Source organism: uncultured Bradyrhizobium sp., assembly GCF_964252615.1.
GTDB lineage: Bacteria > Pseudomonadota > Alphaproteobacteria > Rhizobiales > Xanthobacteraceae > Bradyrhizobium.
The window spans coordinates 249,283-264,359 of record NZ_CAXUNQ010000002.1 but is presented as its reverse complement, the minus strand read 5'-3'; the positions used below and the strand labels follow the sequence as shown (position 1 = coordinate 264,359).

Here is a 15,077-nt window from a genome sequence, read left to right as displayed (position 1 = left end):
GAGCCAGCGCCGCCCGATGACAGGCCCAAAGCAATCCAGCGCAACCCGGCACAGACTGGATTGCTTCGTCGCAGCGCTCCTCGCAATGACGGACCCATCATGCCACCCCGCCGAGATACAGCCGCTTGACGATGTCGTTGCCCCGCAACTCGTCCACCGATTTCGCCGCCACCACGATTTCGCCGTGCACGATGATGTAGCCGCGATCGGCGATGCGGATCGCCTGGTTGAAGTTCTGCTCGGCCATCAGCACGGTCAGGCCGAGATGCCGGTTGAGTTCGCCGATCTTGGTGATGGTCTGCGAGACCAGCAGCGGCGACAGGCCCACCGACGGCTCGTCGATCAGCAGCAGGCGCGGCGACGACATCAGCGCGCGGGCGATCGCCAGCATCTGTTGCTGCCCACCCGACATGGTGCCGGCGAGCTGACCCTGCAGCCCTTTCAGCGCCGGAAAAGTCTCGAACGCAAGCGCAAGGTTGTGATCGATGTTCTCCCGCGCCGCCTTGCGGAAGGCACCCAGCATCAGGTTCTCCTTTACGGTCAGCCGCGGAAACAACCGCCGCCCCTCGGGCACCATGGCGACGCCGAGATCGACGATGGCCTCGGCGGAAAGTTTTGTCAGGTCGTGTGCCACCCCGTCGATCGTCAGCGACAGGCTCCCGCGCGTTGGCCGGACCAGGCCGGCGACGCATTTCATCAGCGTGCTTTTGCCGTTGCCGTTGGTGCCGAGCAACGCCACGGTCTCGCCGGCCTCGACATGGAGCGAGACGCCGCGCAGCGCCTTCACGGCGCCGTACCCCGCATCAAGGCCGTCGATGGCAAGGCTAAGTGCCAAGATACGCCTCCTGCACGCGCTGGTTGGCCATGACTTCGGTCGGCGCCCCGATCGCGATGATCTTGCCGGCATCGAGACACATCACGCGGTCCGAAAAACGCATCACCGCCTGCATGATGTGCTCGATCATGATGATGGTGATGTCCTGGCTGGCGAGACTCATCAGCAGGTCCAGCACCTCGTCGACCTCCGATGAGGAAAGGCCGGCCATGGCCTCGTCGGAAATCAGCAGTTTTGGGTGCGTCGCCATCGCACGCGCGAGTTCCATCTTGCGCAATTCCACCTGGCTGAGTTTGGTCGCCGGCACGTTCGCCTTCGACGCCAGGCCCATCCGCGTCAGAATGGACATCATCGTATCGCGCCGATGCGCGGCCGACGCCAGTTCGTCCGCCGCAAAGTCGAGCGCGACCATGAGGTTTTCGGCAACGGTCATGCTTCTGAACGGCCGCGGGATCTGGAAGCTGCGCGCGATGCCGCGGCGCGTGCGCATATGCGGCTGCAGCCGCGTGATGTCCTGGCCGCGGAACACCACGGTGCCCGGCTCGGTACGGAACGCGCCGGAAATGCAGTTGATCAGCGTGGTCTTGCCCGAGCCGTTCGGGCCGATCAGGCCGAAACGTTCGCCCGGACGGATGTCGACATTGACATTGTCGAGCGCGGTGAAGCCGCCGAAACGCTTTGTCAGCGCGGCGATACGCAGCAAGGGCGGCTGGATTTCCAGAGACGTCATGCTTCGTCCCCCCTGCGGCGAACCTTGCGCACCAGGCCGATGATGCCCTCCGGTGCCCCCACCACGAACACCACCAGCATGACGCCCAGCACCAGCACGTTCACCTCCGAGGAAATGGTGACGGTCAGCAATTGTTGTGTCGCGCCGAGCAGGATAGCGCCGACCACCGGACCCGCCCAATGGGTGGTGCCGCCGATCAGCGACATCGCCAGCACCGACACCGAGTAATTGAGATTGAACGCGGATGACGGGTCGGCGTATTGCAGGTACATCGCGGCGGGCGCTCCGGCCGCGCACATCAGCGCGCCGGAGATGACGCAGGCCGTGAGCTTCAGCCGCAAAGTCGGCACGCCCGTGCATTCCGCGGCGAGTTCGTCGTCCCTGATGGCCTGCAAGCCGCGGCCGATCCATGAATTCTGAATATAGCGCGAGATCGCAACCGCCAGCACCACGAGAAGCGCCTGGACGAAAAACAGCATCTCCACATAGTTATGGAACGGCGCCGTCACCAGCGGCCGCTGCATCTGGATGCCGGCGGCGCCGCCGACGTAGCGCCAGTTCGTTATCGCGGTCTCGATGACGATCGTCAGCGCAATGGTCGCGATCGAAAAGAAGATGCCCTGCATGCGCAGGGTCAGCAAGCCGAGCGCGAATCCCATCAGGGCGCCGATGGCGGCCGCGGCTGCGATCTGTACGGCGAGCGGCGCGCCGAACGCCTTGAACAGGAATACCGCGGTGTAGACCCCCATGCCGAAAAATGCGCTGGTGCCGAAATTCACATAGCCGGCGTAGCCGCCGAGGATGCTCCATGCGACGGCAAGTACGATGAACTGCAGGATCACATAGCAGGCAAAGAACGGATACTGGTTGCCGATCAGTTGCGTCATCAGCAGGGCGCCCGCCAGAAACAGCGCCGCCCCGACCCAGAAAAGCATGCCGCTCCGCTTCATGACCGCCTGCCGAACAGGCCCTGCGGGCGGACGGCGAGAACGCCGAGCAGCATCCCGAACGAGATGGCCGGCGCCCAGGAGGCGCCGAACAGGGTCAGGACGATGGTTTCGGCGACGCCGAGGATGATGCCCGCGACCAGCGTGCCGGTCATGCTTCCGAGCCCCGCCATGACCACGACGCAGAAGGTCCGCCCGATATAGGTGCGGTCGAGCGTCGGATCGACGGGAGCGACGATCACGAGCAAGGCGCCGGCGATCCCGAGCACGGCGGTGGCGATGCCGAACGCCCACTGCTTGATCCGCACCGGGTTGGCGCCCATCAACCGCAGCGCCTCCTGGTCCTGCGCGACCGCGCGGATCGCGCGTCCCATGAACGTGCGCGACAGATAAAGTGTCAGCAGGATGGTCAGCGCCGCCGCGACCCCGAACGCGACCACCAGCCGGAACGGAATCCGCATGTCGCCGAGCCGCCAGGCCTTGCCGATATAGGTGGCGGTGACCGAGCGCTGATCCACGCCGAATTGCAGGATGATGAGAACTTCGATGATGAATGCGATGCCGAAGAAGAACGCGATGCCGCGCACGCCGGCGTCGCTGCCGCGCCGCTCGAATGTTTCGTAATACAGCCGGTAGGCCGCAAGTCCGAACAGAAAGAATAACGGGGTGATCAGCAGCCCCGCCAGCAACGGGTCGATCCCATAATGCTCGTTGAGGAAGAACACCGCGTAGGACGCCAGCACCAGAAAGGCCGGATGCGCGACGTGGGGGACGTCGAGCAGGCCGAACGAGACCGATAATCCGAGGCTGACCGCCGCATAGAAGCAGCCGAGCAGCACTCCGATCGTCACCGCATCGAGCAGCAGGTCAAATGAAAACAAGTGAGGTCCCCCTTGGAAATGAAATCCGGCCGCCGTTTTAGTTCGTCATGCCCGGGACTTGATGCACGCATCTCATCGTCATTGCCGGGCTTGATCCTGCCATATGCACACATCCCGCCCGTCATTGCCGGGCTTGATCCGGCAATCCATCCGCTCGAAACGGCTCTTCCGAAGATGGATGGATACGCGGGGTCAAGCCCGCGTATGACGAGATGGGTGAATCCAGTAGGGACCGGCCCGGCCATGACGCTGCTTTAAACGGCTGGCACGCCTACTTCCGGGCGGCCTCGAAGGGAACGACCAGATCGCCGGATTTCAGCTTCTCCGGAAACAGGATGACCTGCTTGCCCGACGAGCGGAACTGTTCCATGTTCTTGTCCACGACGCCGCGGAACTGGGCCTGCAGCACCGCGTTTTCCTTGCGTTCGCCGTCCGCGGCGAACGACATCGGCCCGACGATGGTCTTGATCTCGTTCTCGTGCAGGTATTTTGCGATCGCCTTCTGGTCGAGCGATCCAACCGCCTTGATCGCGGTCTCGATCAGTTGACCGCTGGCGTAGCCGAACGGGGCGAGATAGTAGCCGAGCGGATCCACCTTGGCTTCGACCGCGCGCTTTGTGTATTTGTCGAAGAACTCCTTGGTGCCGTCGAAATACATGCTCTTTTCCGGCAGCCATGAGTTGTAGTTTACGACGCCGTTGAGCAGCGAGCCCATATTCTCCATCACCGCGCCGAATTGCAGGCCGACCATGCCGCCGCCGAAAATCTTGACGTTGTCGCCGATCCCGATCTCATTGACCGCGCGCAGGATTCCAGCCGAGTCCGGCGGATAGGACGCGACATAGACGATATCAGGCTTGGCGGCCTTCAAGGCGCGAATGATGCTGGAGAATTCCACCGTGTTGGGTGGGTAGGCTTGGTCGAACACGATCGGCATGTTGCGGCGCTTGGCGACCTCGCGCGTCGTCACCGCGAGATTCTGGGCGAACTCCTGGTCGGCTGACAACAGCGCAATGGTCTTGCCGCCGGCCTTCTGGGCGATCTCGAGGAACGAGTCCGCCCAACTGTCGGGCGGCCCCCACGGCGCATTGTTGAACCACATGTCGTGCTGGACCTTGCTGTTGACCTGGAACGAGAAGTTCCCCATCAGCAACAGGCCGCGCTGCTTGACCAGCGGCATGATCGGCGCGGTCGGCACGGTGGCGTAAGGAGCGAACAGCAGGTCGACCTTGTCGACGTCCAGGAGCTTCGAGTAGATCGCCGGCGTTTCCGAAGCGCTGGATTTGTCGTCATAGACGACAAGTTCGACCTTGCGGCCGAGCAGGCCGCCCTTGGCGTTGACGTCGTCGCGCCAGATCTCGATGCCCAGCAGCGAGGCCTTGCCGCCCCCCGCCAGGCCGCCGGTTTGCGGCATGCTCATGCCGATCTTGATCGGCGGCTGTTGAGCGGCGGCGCTTAGGATCAGCCCAAGCGTGGCGACGGCGATGGTTCCGCCGAGAAGTGTCCTGCGTTTCATCGATCCTCCCTTGATGTCTTGTTTTTTGGTGGTCATGGCTCCCTCCGCTGGATGATCTTATTCTGGCTTTTATGCCTTCTTATCAAATCCGCCCGAGCGCTGTCAGTACGACTTGTGGCGTCAGCGGGATTTCCGTGATGATCGCGCCGAACGGGCGCAACGCATCGTTGACCGCGTTTGCCACCGCCGCGGCGGCCCCCGCCGTTCCGGCCTCTCCCGCGCCCTTGGCGCCGAGTTCAGTCTCGGAGGTCGGCGAGACCACATGGCCGACATCGATATCGGGCATTTCGCCGGACATCGGGACGAGGTAGTCGGCCATATTGGCGTTGGTGAGCTGGCCGCGCTCATCGTAGATGCATTTTTCGAACAGCGCAGCGCCCAGCCCCTGCACCACCCCGCCGCGAATCTGTTCGTCGACCAGTTGCGGATTGATGATGGTGCCGCAGTCCTCGACCACCCAATGCCCGAGCAGTTTTATCATGCCGGTGTCGGTGTCGAGCTCGAGCCACGAGGCCTGGACGCCGTTGGTGAAGGCGAACGGATATTCGCGCGGCACGAAGTGCCGGGTCGCCATCAATTCGGGCTGGATGCCCGGCGGCAGCGTGTCGGGGCGGAAATATACGATCCGCGCCAGTTCCTTCAGTTCGATGCGCACCGTGCGGTCACCGGCGTTCACGATCGCGTTGTCCGCTATGTCGAGTTCGGCCGGTGAGGCCTGCAGGATGACCGCGGCGACGTCCAGGATATTCCGGCGCAGAATCTTTGCGGCCTGAAGCGCGGCCTCGCCGCCGATGCCCGCGCCGCGCGAGGCCCAGGTGCCGCCGCCATAGGGCGTGTTGTCGGTATCGCCGAGGATGACGCGCACGCGCTCCATCGAGACGCCGAGCACGCTGCCGACGAAAACTTACGTCAAGAAATCCGAACACTCCCAATCATAAAAAAAAAAAGTCTGGCAGATGATCGAGCCGCTGGCATCCATTCGCACCGCAACGCCGTCCTGCGAGGAGATTTTCGCGCCGCCGACGCCGTAAAACGCCGCGCTCGGATTGGTGACCTCGATGAAACTGGCGATGCCGATGCCGCGATGAATGCCTTTCTTGCGCAGCGCCGCCTGCTCGGCGCGCAATGCGTCGTAATTCATCATCGCCATCAGCTTGTTCAATGAAGCATGATGCGACAGCAGCTCAAACCGCAATCCGGACGGCGCGGCGCAGGGGTAGCCATCATCGGGAATGAGATTGCGGCGGCGAATCTCGACCGGATCCATGCCGATCTTCATCGCCGCGAGATCGACCAGCCCTTCGGTCACCGAGCAGGCGATGGGATGGCCGACGGCGCGATACTGGCACATCACGTTCTTGTTCTGGAACACGACGCGGGCGCGGGCGCGGTAGTTCTTCGCGATATACGGCCCGCCGATGAGATTGACGACCTGGTTGGCCTCGATCGCGCTGGTTCGCGGATACATCGAATAAGGCCCGATCCCGGTCAGGTCGTCGATCTCGAACGCGGTGATGGTACCGTCGGCCTTGACCCCGATCCTGCCCTTGCAGCGATGATCACGGGCATGGATGTCGGTATTGAAGCTCTCGACCCGGTCGGCGACGAATTTGACCGGCCGGCGCAGCAGTTTCGCCAGCGCATAGGTCGCCATCTCGTCGGCGTAGATGTGGACCTTGATGCCGAACGAGCCGCCGACGTCCTTGCAGACCACGCGCACCTGCGCTTCTTCAAGACCGAGATGCAGCGCCGCGAGGTTCTGCACCATATGCGGCGCCTGGGTGCCCTGATAGATCGTCAGCCTTGCCTCGGCGGCATTCCAGTCCGCAACCACCGCGCGCGGTTCCAGCGTCACGCCGGTGTGACGGCCGAACACAAAATCCGCCTCCACCACCGCGTCGGAATCCGCAAACGCCGCATCGACGGCGCCGGCGTCGAAATTGCGCTCGAAGGCCAGGTTGTCGCCGAGTGCGGGATGGATGACCGGCGTGGCGGGATCGAGCGCGGTGCGCATGTCGGTCACCGCGCCGAGTTCTTCATATGTGACGGAGACAATCTCCGACGCATCTTCCGCCACGGCGCGGCTGACCGCCACGATGGCGGCCACCGCCTCCCCCTGCCAGCAGACCCGATCGATCGCGATGGCGTGCTGCGGCGCGGATTTCAGGCCCTTCAGATGCGAGAGCACGCCGACCCATGGCGTGACGACGGCCGCAAGCTCCCGGCCGGTCACGACCGCGATCACGCCGGGCAAGCGCTTTGCCGCATCGGCATCGAGCCCGATGATTTTCGCATGCGCATGCGGCGAGCGCAGGAACACGACATGCGCCATGCGCGGCAGCTCGATGTCGCTGACATAAAGCCCGCGCCCCTGCATCAGCCGCTCGAGATTCGGCCGCGGCACCGTCTTGCCGATGTAGGAGTTCGGCCGGTCCAGCACCGACAAGCCATCGGAAGTTGCGGATGCGGTCATGGCCTGCGCCCCATCCGCGCCCGCGCGGTGGCCTCCACGGCGTCGATGATGGCCTGATAGCCGGTGCATCGGCAGTAGTTGCCGGCGAGATGCGCGCGGATTTGCTCCCGATCCGGTTCGGCTTGTTGCCGCAACAGGTCCTGCGCGGCCATCAGCATGCCCGGCGTACAGAATCCGCACTGCAGCGCGTTGCGATCACGAAACGCGGCCTGCAGATCGGCAATCTCGCCGCTGTCGGACAACCCCTCGATGGTTTGAACGCACGCGTTCTGCGTCTGCACCGCCAGCATCAGGCAGGAGCGAACGATATCTCCGTTGACGCGCACGGTACATGCGCCGCAAACCCCGTGCTCGCAACCGACATGCGTTCCGGTCAGATGCAAATGTTCGCGCAGGAAGTCTGCAAGATTGAGGCGGGGCATCACCTGCGCGTCGACGCGCTCACCGTTGACATCGAGCGAGATTGACACCCGGGCCGTCACACCGATCCTCCGGCATCGAGATCGGGACGATCCAGAAGCGTCCGCACGCAGCGCACCAGCAAAACCTTGGCAAGGTGCCGGCGCATCGATGAGGAGGCCTGCTGGTCGTTATGCGGATCGAGTTCTCCGCTTAAGGTGATGCATGCATCCGCCAGCACCGCCGGCGTCGGCGCGGTGCCGACCAGCTTCGCCGCCGCCGTAGCAAGCACGGGACGGTTGCCGACGGCAAAGTAGGCCAGGCGAAGATCGGCGAAGCCGCCGGCTTCGACGATCGCCTGCGCGGCCAACCCGACGATGGCGTAGTCGCCGAGCCGCCGCGCGAATTCGCAGAAGAAATGCGAGCAGTTCTTGTTCGCGACGGGCAGTTCGACGGCCACCAGCAATTCATCCGGCGACAACGCCGTCTCATAAATTCCGGTGAAGAAATCGACGGCGGCGACGCGCCGTTGGCCGGCCTGGCCGCGAATGACGATGGTCGCATCCAGCGCCACCATGCAGGCCGGCAGTTCCGATGCCGGGTCGGCCTGGGCAAGGCTGCCGCCCAGCGTACCCCGATTGCGAATCGCCGGATGTGCGACATGGGAAACCGCCTCGGAAAGCAGCGGCGCGCGTACGGCAATCTCGGCGGATCGCGCCAGATCGGCATGACGCGTCAGCGCGCCGATCCTGACGCATTCGTCCGTCACCGCGACGCCGCGCAGTTCGGCAAGTCCGCCGATATCGACGATGAGTTCCGGAGCGACCAGCCGCAGGTTCATCGCGGGCATCAGGCTCTGGCCGCCCGAAAGCACTTTCGCCCGGTCGCCGTGCGTTCGCAACAGTTCCAGGGCGTCGGAAACGCTGGTTGCGCGCGCGTAATTGAAAGCCGAGGCTTTCATCAGAACTGACCTCCCCGGCCTTGGTCTGGCGATTTTTTCCGGATTAGACGGCGGCGACCCTGAAAGGTCAAGTTTGTTTATCGAGCGATTATTTCCATGTCGTTCGACTTTCGGACTTGTTATGATGGCGTTAACGAAACAGCTTTCGGTCTCAGGGAGGCGCGGATAATGAAGCTCGGATTCTTCACCATGCCGATGCATCCTCTCGGCAAGGACTGGCGGCTGTCGCTCAAGGAAGACCGTGAAGCCTTCCTGCTGGCCGATGAGTTGGGATTTAGCGAAGCCTATGTCGGCGAGCACGTCACCGACCGGGCCGAGAACATCACGTCCTGCATCGCGTTCATGGCCTGGATCGCGGCCGCAACGAAGCAGATCAAGCTCGGCACCGGCACGATCAACATGCCGAATACCCATCCGGCGGCGCTGGCCGCCAGCCTGTCGATGCTCGACCACATGCTCGACGGGCGGCTTATTTTCGGCATCAGCCCAGGCGGACTGCTGTCGGATGCCGAGGCGTTCGGCAATCTCGACGCCGACCGCAACGAGATGTTTCTCGAAGCCATCAATCAGGTGCTGGAGATCTGGGAGGGCGAAGCTCCCTACAATATCAAGGGAAAATACTGGAACATTTCCACCGAGCGGCACCTGATCGAGGATATCGGCCAGGGCATCATTGCGCGGCCGCTGCAGCGTCCGCATCCGCCGATCGTGGTGACCGCGGTCGCACCGTTCTCGAAGGGCGTCACTGAGGCGGCCGCCCGGGGATGGGATCCGATTTCGGCCAACTTCCTGATGCCGGCCTGGGTCAGGAGCCATTGGCCGAAATATGTCGAGGGCTGCGAGCGCGGCGGCCGCCCAGCCGATGCCGGCAACTGGCGCGTGGCCAAGAGCGTGTTTGTCGCCAAGGACGCGGCAAAGGCCAAGGCCTATGCCACCGACCCGGACGGTCCTTACGTCAACTACTATCGGTCGCTGTTCACCAAGCTGAAGAAGAACGGCCGTATCGAGCTGTTCAAGACCCGCCGCGACCAGCCCGATGACGAAGTGACGCTGGAATCGATCTGCGAGAGGCTTATCATTTACGGAACGCCGGACAGCGTCGCGGATCAGCTGCTTGCCTTTCAGAGCGAGGTCGGCGCCTTCGGCACCCTGCTCTACGCAGGCAAGGACTGGAAGGACCGCGAGCTTGGGCGCGAATCCATGATCCTGATGGCGGAAAAGGTGATGTCGCGGGTCAACGCGGACGCTCCGAAGCAAAGCAACGCAGCAGAATAACCGTCAGGGAAGCAGGCCGTGGCCCTCACCGATCGCATTCCCTATCAGGCGCTGGTCGACCGGCCGAGACTGAAGCTGCCGGGCGACAAGAAGCTTGCGGTGTGGATCATCCTCAATGTCGAGGAATGGCGGATCGAAAACGCGATGCCGCGCACCGTGCTGAGCCCGCCGATGGGACAACCGCTGCTGCCCGACGTGCCGAACTGGTCGTGGCACGAATATGGAATGCGCGCGGGCTTCTGGCGACAGTTCAAGGCGCTGACCGATCGCGACATGCCGGTGACGCTGGCGTTGAATGCGAACGTATGCATGTCCTATCCCCGGGTCGCGTCGGCCGCGCGCGAGGCCGGCTTCGAGTTCATGGGGCATGGATTCGTTCAGGGTCCGATGCACAGGCTGGACGATCAGGCCGATGCGATCAAGCGCAGCGTCGATACTATCGCCAAATTTACCGGCAAGGCGCCGCGATCCTGGGAAAGCCCGGGCCTCACGGAAACCGACGAGACGCTCGATCTGTTGCGCCTCAACGGCATCGAATACGTCGCAGACTGGGTGATCGATGATCTGCCGCAGGAACTGGGGACGCCTCACGGCACCATCACCACGATTCCATATTCGGTGGAAACCAACGACATCGTCATCCACGCGCTGCAACACCTTCCGTCCGAGCAGTTCCTGAAACGCTGCACCGACCAGTTCGACCGGCTGTATCTCGAAGGCGCGACCAACGCACGCGTGATGGCGATCTCGATCCACCCCTACATCACCGGCGTTCCGCATCGCATCAAATACCTGGAAGCATTGCTCGATTATGTCATCGGGCATGACGGAGTCGCGTTGATGACCGCGAGCGAGATCGGCGACTGGTATGGCGCCGAGCTTGCCGCGGCGGCGGCCCGGGCCAAGACATGATCAAGGCCGCGATCATCGGTCTCGGCTGGTGGGGATCGATCATCCTCAAGGCCCTGTTGAACAGCCCGGTCGTCAACCCGGTGCTCGGCGTCGATCCGAGTGAGCCCGCGCGCGCCGCCGCATCGGCGCTTGGCGTAAAAACGGCGACGCGCTTCGAGGACGCGCTGGCGGATCTCGAAATCAAGGCGGTCATCCTCTGCACGCCGCAGGAGCATCATGCCAAGCAGATCGTGGCGGCGGCGCAGTCGGGACGTCACGTGTTTTGCGAGAAGCCGCTGTGCACCACGGCGGCGGATGCCGAAGCCGCCATCGCTGCGGTGAGAAAGGCCGGCGTGCAACTGGGCATCGGGCATGAACGCCGTTTCGAGCCCGCGGTGATCGAGATGCGGCAGCGATTTGCAGCCGGCGAGTTCGGCACGCCGCTGCTGCTGGAAGGTAACTTCAGCCAGGACAAGTTCCTGAACATGCCACGCGATAACTGGCGGCTGTCGAATTCGGTCAATCCAGTTGGCCCGCTATCGGCCACCGGCATCCATCTGGTGGACCTGTCCATCGCGCTGCTCGGCCGCCCGACGCTGGTCTGGGCGAGGCTGGCAACCCTGGGCAGTGATTTTGCCAACGGCGATACGTTGTCGGTCACGATCGGATTCGAGAGCGGCGCCACCGCGCTGCTGGGCGCCGTGCTGGCGACGCCGTTCATGGGACGCCTTGCGCTGCAAGGCTCCAAAGGCTGGGTGGAAATCCGCGACCGCAGCCATCCGGAGCATATTACCGGATGGGACGTCACCAGCGTCCACCGCAATGAGGAGCCGGCGACGGTGTTCTATCCCCCGCACCCGACAATGTGCGACAATATCGAGGCTTTTGGCCGCGCCGCACTTGGGGACGCGCGCTATCCGGTCACGCTGGATGAGATGCTGCTGAATGTCCGAAGTTTCGAGGCGATCCAGCGATCGGTGAAGAGCGGCGGGATCGAGAACATCTAGAAACGCGGTCCTTGGCCGTCATCCTGAGCCTCGCGCTTATGCGGCGTCTCGAAGGACGCGGCGAACAATCCGCTCTTCCTTGGTGGCCTCTGGATTACTTCGCTTCGCCTGCAATGACGCAAACATTCACATCCTCCCAGGATGACGGCGGTGCACTGGTTCGCGTCGTGCAGCAGAAGATCCAAACACCCGTTCAAAGCCCGCCAGATAAGCGTCCAGCGCGTCGCTGATCATCTGTTCCTTGTCCTCGAGCACGGGGGACTCGTAAATGTATTTGCGAACGCCATAATAGAAGATTCCGCTGTGAAACACCCATGCCATCTCAAGCTCCGAGGCGGTGGGCTTGCCCTGCGCCGGCAACCCCGCTTCATGACGGCATTCCTTGATGATCCGCGTCAGGATCTTGTCCCGCACCACGCCGACATACCAGCGGTTGATGTCCAATCCCTTCAGGCCCGAATACAGATAGATGCGAAGCCATTTGCGGGTGAAGATCACATTGGTATAGGCCTGGTAGAATTCCTGCAGCCGATCGCGAACCGGCCGGGACCGGTCGGCGAGCAGCTTTTCCCATCCGGTGTCGAGCGGCTCCAGATAGACCGTGCGATAGACCTCCTTGATCAGATCGTCTTTGCTTGGAAAGTAGCGATACAGCAGCGGCTGAGTGACGCCGAGCCGGCGCGCCAGGTCGCGGGTGCCGCCGCCGAATCCCTGTTCAGAGAAGAATTCGGTGGCTTTCGCGACGAACTCCTGACGACGATCGTCCGGAGACAGCCGTTTCTGTTTTCCGCGGCTAGGCGTGGACGACGTTTTCTTTGTCATGAAGACCTTCCGCCGCTGAATTGGTCAGGCTTCGATGAATCGGCCATAGCCGCCGCGCGCAAACAGCAGCGGCTCCTGCCGGGTGTACGCATAGGCCTCGACGGCGCCGAGGAAAATGACGTGATCGCCGCCATAGTACCGGTCGGCGGTGCGGCACTGAAAATTTGCCACGCTGTTGGTGAGAATTGGAGCGTTGCCGAGGCCCGCCGTCCATTCAACCCCGGCGAATTTGTCGGCCGAGGAAATCGCGAATTTTGTCGCCAACGCCTGCTGCGATGCGCCGAGCACGTTGACCGCGAAATGGCTGGCGTTCTGGAAAACGCTCATGCTTTGCGAAAAGATCACCAGACTCCAGAGCACGAGCGGCGGATTGAGCGACACCGACGTGAACGAATTGCAGGTCAGTCCGGTGGGCTTTCCGTCCGTGCCGGCGGCGGTGATGACGGTGACGCCCGTGGCATAGGTGCCGAGCGCGTTGCGGAAATCCCTCGGATCAATCGGCGAGCTGTCGCTGGCCAGTTCGGCCGCCGGATCGATTGCATGCTTTGGCGCGTCGGTCATCGCCGACCTCAAAGCGTCAGGTTTTCGGAAGGCAGGCCAAGCGCGACACGGCCGTAATTGGTGCCTTGCGCATCGAAATTAAACGCAATGTGGGAATTGATGGCCTGGGCGTCGCGGAACTGCCGCTGCAGCGCACCGGTGGTGGACAATCCGCGCGCGCCGCTCGCCGAGAACAGCAGCGAAACGGCCTCGGTGCAGAGATTGACGGCGAAAGCCCCGTCGCGGCGCAATCTGGTCTTGGTGGCCATATCCGGAATGCGGCCGGCCCTCGCATCGGCCATCGCCTGGATGCAGGTCGAACGCATGATAAGCCGCGCCGCGTCGATCTTGGCGGAGGCTTCGGCAATCTTGATCTGCGTGCTCTGCAGGTCGCCGAGCTTGGCGCGATTGTAGGTCGATGCACGGTGACGCGCCACGTCGATGTAATCATCCAGGCAGGCCTGCGCGTTTCCCAGCGCCACGCCCGACAGCACATAGGGAAACAGCGAGAACACCGGCAGCGCATAAAGCGCATTCGGATTGACCGCGCTGCCCGGCGTCGGCCCACCGGCGAGAGCCGCTACCGCCAGCGTCATGGCCTCGGCGACGAACACGCCGTCGACCTCGACGTCGTTGGATCCGGTGCCCCTCAAGCCCGCCGCGTTCCAGGTATCGATAATCCTGTAATCGCTCCGGTTGAGCAGAAAAATCCGGTATTCGATGCCGTCGGCCTCGTCGTCGGACGAGACAACGCCGGCCAGCATATTCCATGCGCTGGAATCAACTCCCGACGAAAAAGGCCAGCGGCCCCGCAGCACATATCCGCCATCGACTTTGTTGGCGCGGCCGGCCGGAAACACGAACGATGATGCAATCAGTGCATCGGCGTCCTGGTTCCAGACGAGGTCCTGCGCGCGACGGTCGAACATGCCGAGCATCCAGTGATGACTTGACAGGTTGGCAAGGTTCCACGCCACGGATGCGTCGGCCAGCGCGATGGTGTCGGCGAAATCGACCAGGGCGACATAATCCAGCTCGGAGCCTCCCGCCCGTTTCGGCTGCACGATCCTGAACAGGCCGGCGTCATGCAGATCGCGCTCGGTTTCCGATGGCAGGCGCCGCAACTCCTCGGTCCGGGACGAGCGATCCCGCAATTGCGGAACCAGGGCTTTGGCACGAACCATCATGGCGGCATAGGCGTCGTCGCGCTCTGAGCGCACGCCCGCCTGCGGCTTCCGAACAACGTCCGGCATTCTCTGTCGCTCCCGCTATCCGGCGCGCCGCACCGGCTTGAGGTGCGGCCGGTCCAGATAGAGCGAGGCCGCGAGCCCCTCTTCGTTTTGTTCGGCGAATTCGGTCAGCAATTTCATTTCGGGAATCCGCGATCGGTCCAGCGTGGCGACGTCGGGCCAGTCGATCTCGATCAGATTGCCTGCGGGATCGCGCAGATACATCTGGACGCAGCCGTCCGGAAGCTCGTTGACCGGGTTGCGAAACGCCGTCGAATCCAGCGCACCCATTGCCTTGGCGGCATCATAGGCGGCGTGGAAATCATCCACATCGACGGCAAAGTGCTGATAGAACGGGATGTTGTCTTCCAGTTCGAAGATGTGCAACTGCAGATCGCCGCAGCGCAGGTATTTCGTCTTGAAACCGAAATTGTAGCTGGGAATGGTCTGCATGCCCAACACGGTTTCGTAGAACTTCACCGACTCCGCGAGATTCCGGGTGCCGATCGACAAATGATTGAAGCCGGTAACCTTCATCACGCGCCTCCCTGGAAAGCATAATGTGCCGGAA

At 62.9% G+C, this 15,077-nt stretch carries 14 protein-coding genes and 1 pseudogene; 3 read left to right on the top strand and 12 right to left on the bottom strand.

Annotation, left to right across the window (positions count from 1 at the left end):
* Positions 1–97: 97 nt before the first annotated feature.
* From ACFE72_RS02485 to ACFE72_RS02450, 8 genes and pseudogenes are all read right to left on the bottom strand, one after another.
* On the bottom strand, positions 98–835 hold the full coding sequence (locus tag ACFE72_RS02485; protein ID WP_375411454.1) for an ABC transporter ATP-binding protein: 738 nt from the start codon (positions 833–835) through the stop codon (positions 98–100).
* The gene (locus ACFE72_RS02480; RefSeq protein WP_375411453.1) at positions 825–1,565 is read right to left on the bottom strand and encodes an ABC transporter ATP-binding protein; all 741 of its coding nucleotides are present in this window, start codon (positions 1,563–1,565) and stop codon (positions 825–827) included. Before ACFE72_RS02480 ends, ACFE72_RS02485 begins: the two co-directional genes overlap by 11 nt.
* Entirely contained in the window at positions 1,562–2,500 is a 939-nt protein-coding gene (locus ACFE72_RS02475) for a branched-chain amino acid ABC transporter permease (protein WP_375411452.1), read from the bottom strand. The genes ACFE72_RS02480 and ACFE72_RS02475 overlap by 4 nt, the downstream gene beginning before the upstream one ends.
* Positions 2,501–2,511: 11 nt before the next feature.
* A complete protein-coding gene (locus tag ACFE72_RS02470) occupies positions 2,512–3,393 on the bottom strand; it encodes a branched-chain amino acid ABC transporter permease (protein WP_375411451.1) in 882 nt (293 codons plus the stop codon).
* Between the two features lie 271 nt (positions 3,394–3,664).
* The gene (locus tag ACFE72_RS02465; RefSeq protein ID WP_375411450.1) at positions 3,665–4,945 is read right to left on the bottom strand and encodes an amino acid ABC transporter substrate-binding protein; all 1,281 of its coding nucleotides are present in this window, start codon (positions 4,943–4,945) and stop codon (positions 3,665–3,667) included.
* Between the two features lie 46 nt (positions 4,946–4,991).
* Positions 4,992–7,382 (bottom strand): annotated as a pseudogene (locus ACFE72_RS02460) (xanthine dehydrogenase family protein molybdopterin-binding subunit).
* Positions 7,379–7,864, bottom strand: a complete 486-nt coding sequence (locus ACFE72_RS02455; RefSeq protein ID WP_375411449.1) for a (2Fe-2S)-binding protein — start codon at positions 7,862–7,864, stop codon at positions 7,379–7,381. The pseudogene ACFE72_RS02460 and the gene ACFE72_RS02455 overlap by 4 nt, the downstream one beginning before the upstream one ends.
* Entirely contained in the window at positions 7,861–8,742 is an 882-nt protein-coding gene (locus tag ACFE72_RS02450) for an FAD binding domain-containing protein (RefSeq protein WP_375411448.1), read from the bottom strand. Before ACFE72_RS02450 ends, ACFE72_RS02455 begins: the two co-directional genes overlap by 4 nt.
* Positions 8,743–8,910: 168 nt before the next feature.
* On the opposite strand from ACFE72_RS02450, the gene ACFE72_RS02445 reads away from it, so the two are divergent.
* Genes ACFE72_RS02445 through ACFE72_RS02435 form a run of 3 tightly spaced genes read left to right on the top strand, consistent with a single transcriptional unit; the run spans position 8,911 to position 11,915 of the window.
* Positions 8,911–10,017 carry an LLM class flavin-dependent oxidoreductase gene (locus ACFE72_RS02445; protein WP_375411447.1) on the top strand — a complete coding sequence of 369 codons (1,107 nt, stop codon included), beginning with the start codon at positions 8,911–8,913 and terminating at the stop codon, positions 10,015–10,017.
* An 18-nt stretch (positions 10,018–10,035) separates the two neighbouring features.
* On the top strand, positions 10,036–10,929 hold the full coding sequence (locus ACFE72_RS02440; protein ID WP_375411446.1) for a polysaccharide deacetylase family protein: 894 nt from the start codon (positions 10,036–10,038) through the stop codon (positions 10,927–10,929).
* Complete coding sequence (locus tag ACFE72_RS02435; protein ID WP_375411445.1) at positions 10,926–11,915, top strand: Gfo/Idh/MocA family protein; 990 nt, start codon at positions 10,926–10,928, stop codon at positions 11,913–11,915. The genes ACFE72_RS02440 and ACFE72_RS02435 overlap by 4 nt, the downstream gene beginning before the upstream one ends.
* A gap of 126 nt (positions 11,916–12,041) precedes the next feature.
* On the opposite strand, the gene ACFE72_RS02430 is transcribed toward ACFE72_RS02435, so the two are convergent.
* Genes ACFE72_RS02430 through ACFE72_RS02415 form a run of 4 tightly spaced genes read right to left on the bottom strand, consistent with a single transcriptional unit; the run spans position 12,042 to position 15,043 of the window.
* Positions 12,042–12,737 (bottom strand): TetR/AcrR family transcriptional regulator, encoded by a 696-nt coding sequence (locus ACFE72_RS02430; RefSeq protein WP_375411444.1) that lies wholly within the window; start codon positions 12,735–12,737, stop codon positions 12,042–12,044.
* Positions 12,738–12,761: 24 nt separating this feature from the next.
* On the bottom strand, positions 12,762–13,298 hold the full coding sequence (locus ACFE72_RS02425; RefSeq protein ID WP_375411443.1) for a flavin reductase family protein: 537 nt from the start codon (positions 13,296–13,298) through the stop codon (positions 12,762–12,764).
* 8 nt (positions 13,299–13,306) lie between these two features.
* A complete protein-coding gene (locus tag ACFE72_RS02420) occupies positions 13,307–14,530 on the bottom strand; it encodes an acyl-CoA dehydrogenase family protein (RefSeq protein WP_375411442.1) in 1,224 nt (407 codons plus the stop codon).
* 15 nt (positions 14,531–14,545) lie between these two features.
* Complete coding sequence (locus ACFE72_RS02415; RefSeq protein ID WP_375411441.1) at positions 14,546–15,043, bottom strand: VOC family protein; 498 nt, start codon at positions 15,041–15,043, stop codon at positions 14,546–14,548.
* Positions 15,044–15,077 lie beyond the last annotated feature (34 nt).

Bases quoted from the DNA above. Each gene is read 5' to 3' on its own strand.
- ACFE72_RS02480 (WP_375411453.1), bottom strand. From the start codon at position 1,565: ATGACGTCTCTGGAAATCCAGCCGCCCTTGCTGCGTATCGCCGCGCTG.
- ACFE72_RS02475 (WP_375411452.1), bottom strand. From the start codon at position 2,500: ATGCTTTTCTGGGTCGGGGCGGCGCTGTTTCTGGCGGGCGCCCTGCTG.
- ACFE72_RS02465 (WP_375411450.1), bottom strand. From the start codon at position 4,945: ATGACCACCAAAAAACAAGACATCAAGGGAGGATCGATGAAACGCAGG.
- ACFE72_RS02450 (WP_375411448.1), bottom strand. From the start codon at position 8,742: ATGAAAGCCTCGGCTTTCAATTACGCGCGCGCAACCAGCGTTTCCGAC.
- ACFE72_RS02445 (WP_375411447.1), top strand. From the start codon at position 8,911: ATGAAGCTCGGATTCTTCACCATGCCGATGCATCCTCTCGGCAAGGAC.
- ACFE72_RS02435 (WP_375411445.1), top strand. From the start codon at position 10,926: ATGATCAAGGCCGCGATCATCGGTCTCGGCTGGTGGGGATCGATCATC.
- ACFE72_RS02430 (WP_375411444.1), bottom strand. From the start codon at position 12,737: ATGACAAAGAAAACGTCGTCCACGCCTAGCCGCGGAAAACAGAAACGG.
- ACFE72_RS02425 (WP_375411443.1), bottom strand. From the start codon at position 13,298: ATGACCGACGCGCCAAAGCATGCAATCGATCCGGCGGCCGAACTGGCC.
- ACFE72_RS02420 (WP_375411442.1), bottom strand. From the start codon at position 14,530: ATGCCGGACGTTGTTCGGAAGCCGCAGGCGGGCGTGCGCTCAGAGCGC.
- ACFE72_RS02415 (WP_375411441.1), bottom strand. From the start codon at position 15,043: ATGAAGGTTACCGGCTTCAATCATTTGTCGATCGGCACCCGGAATCTC.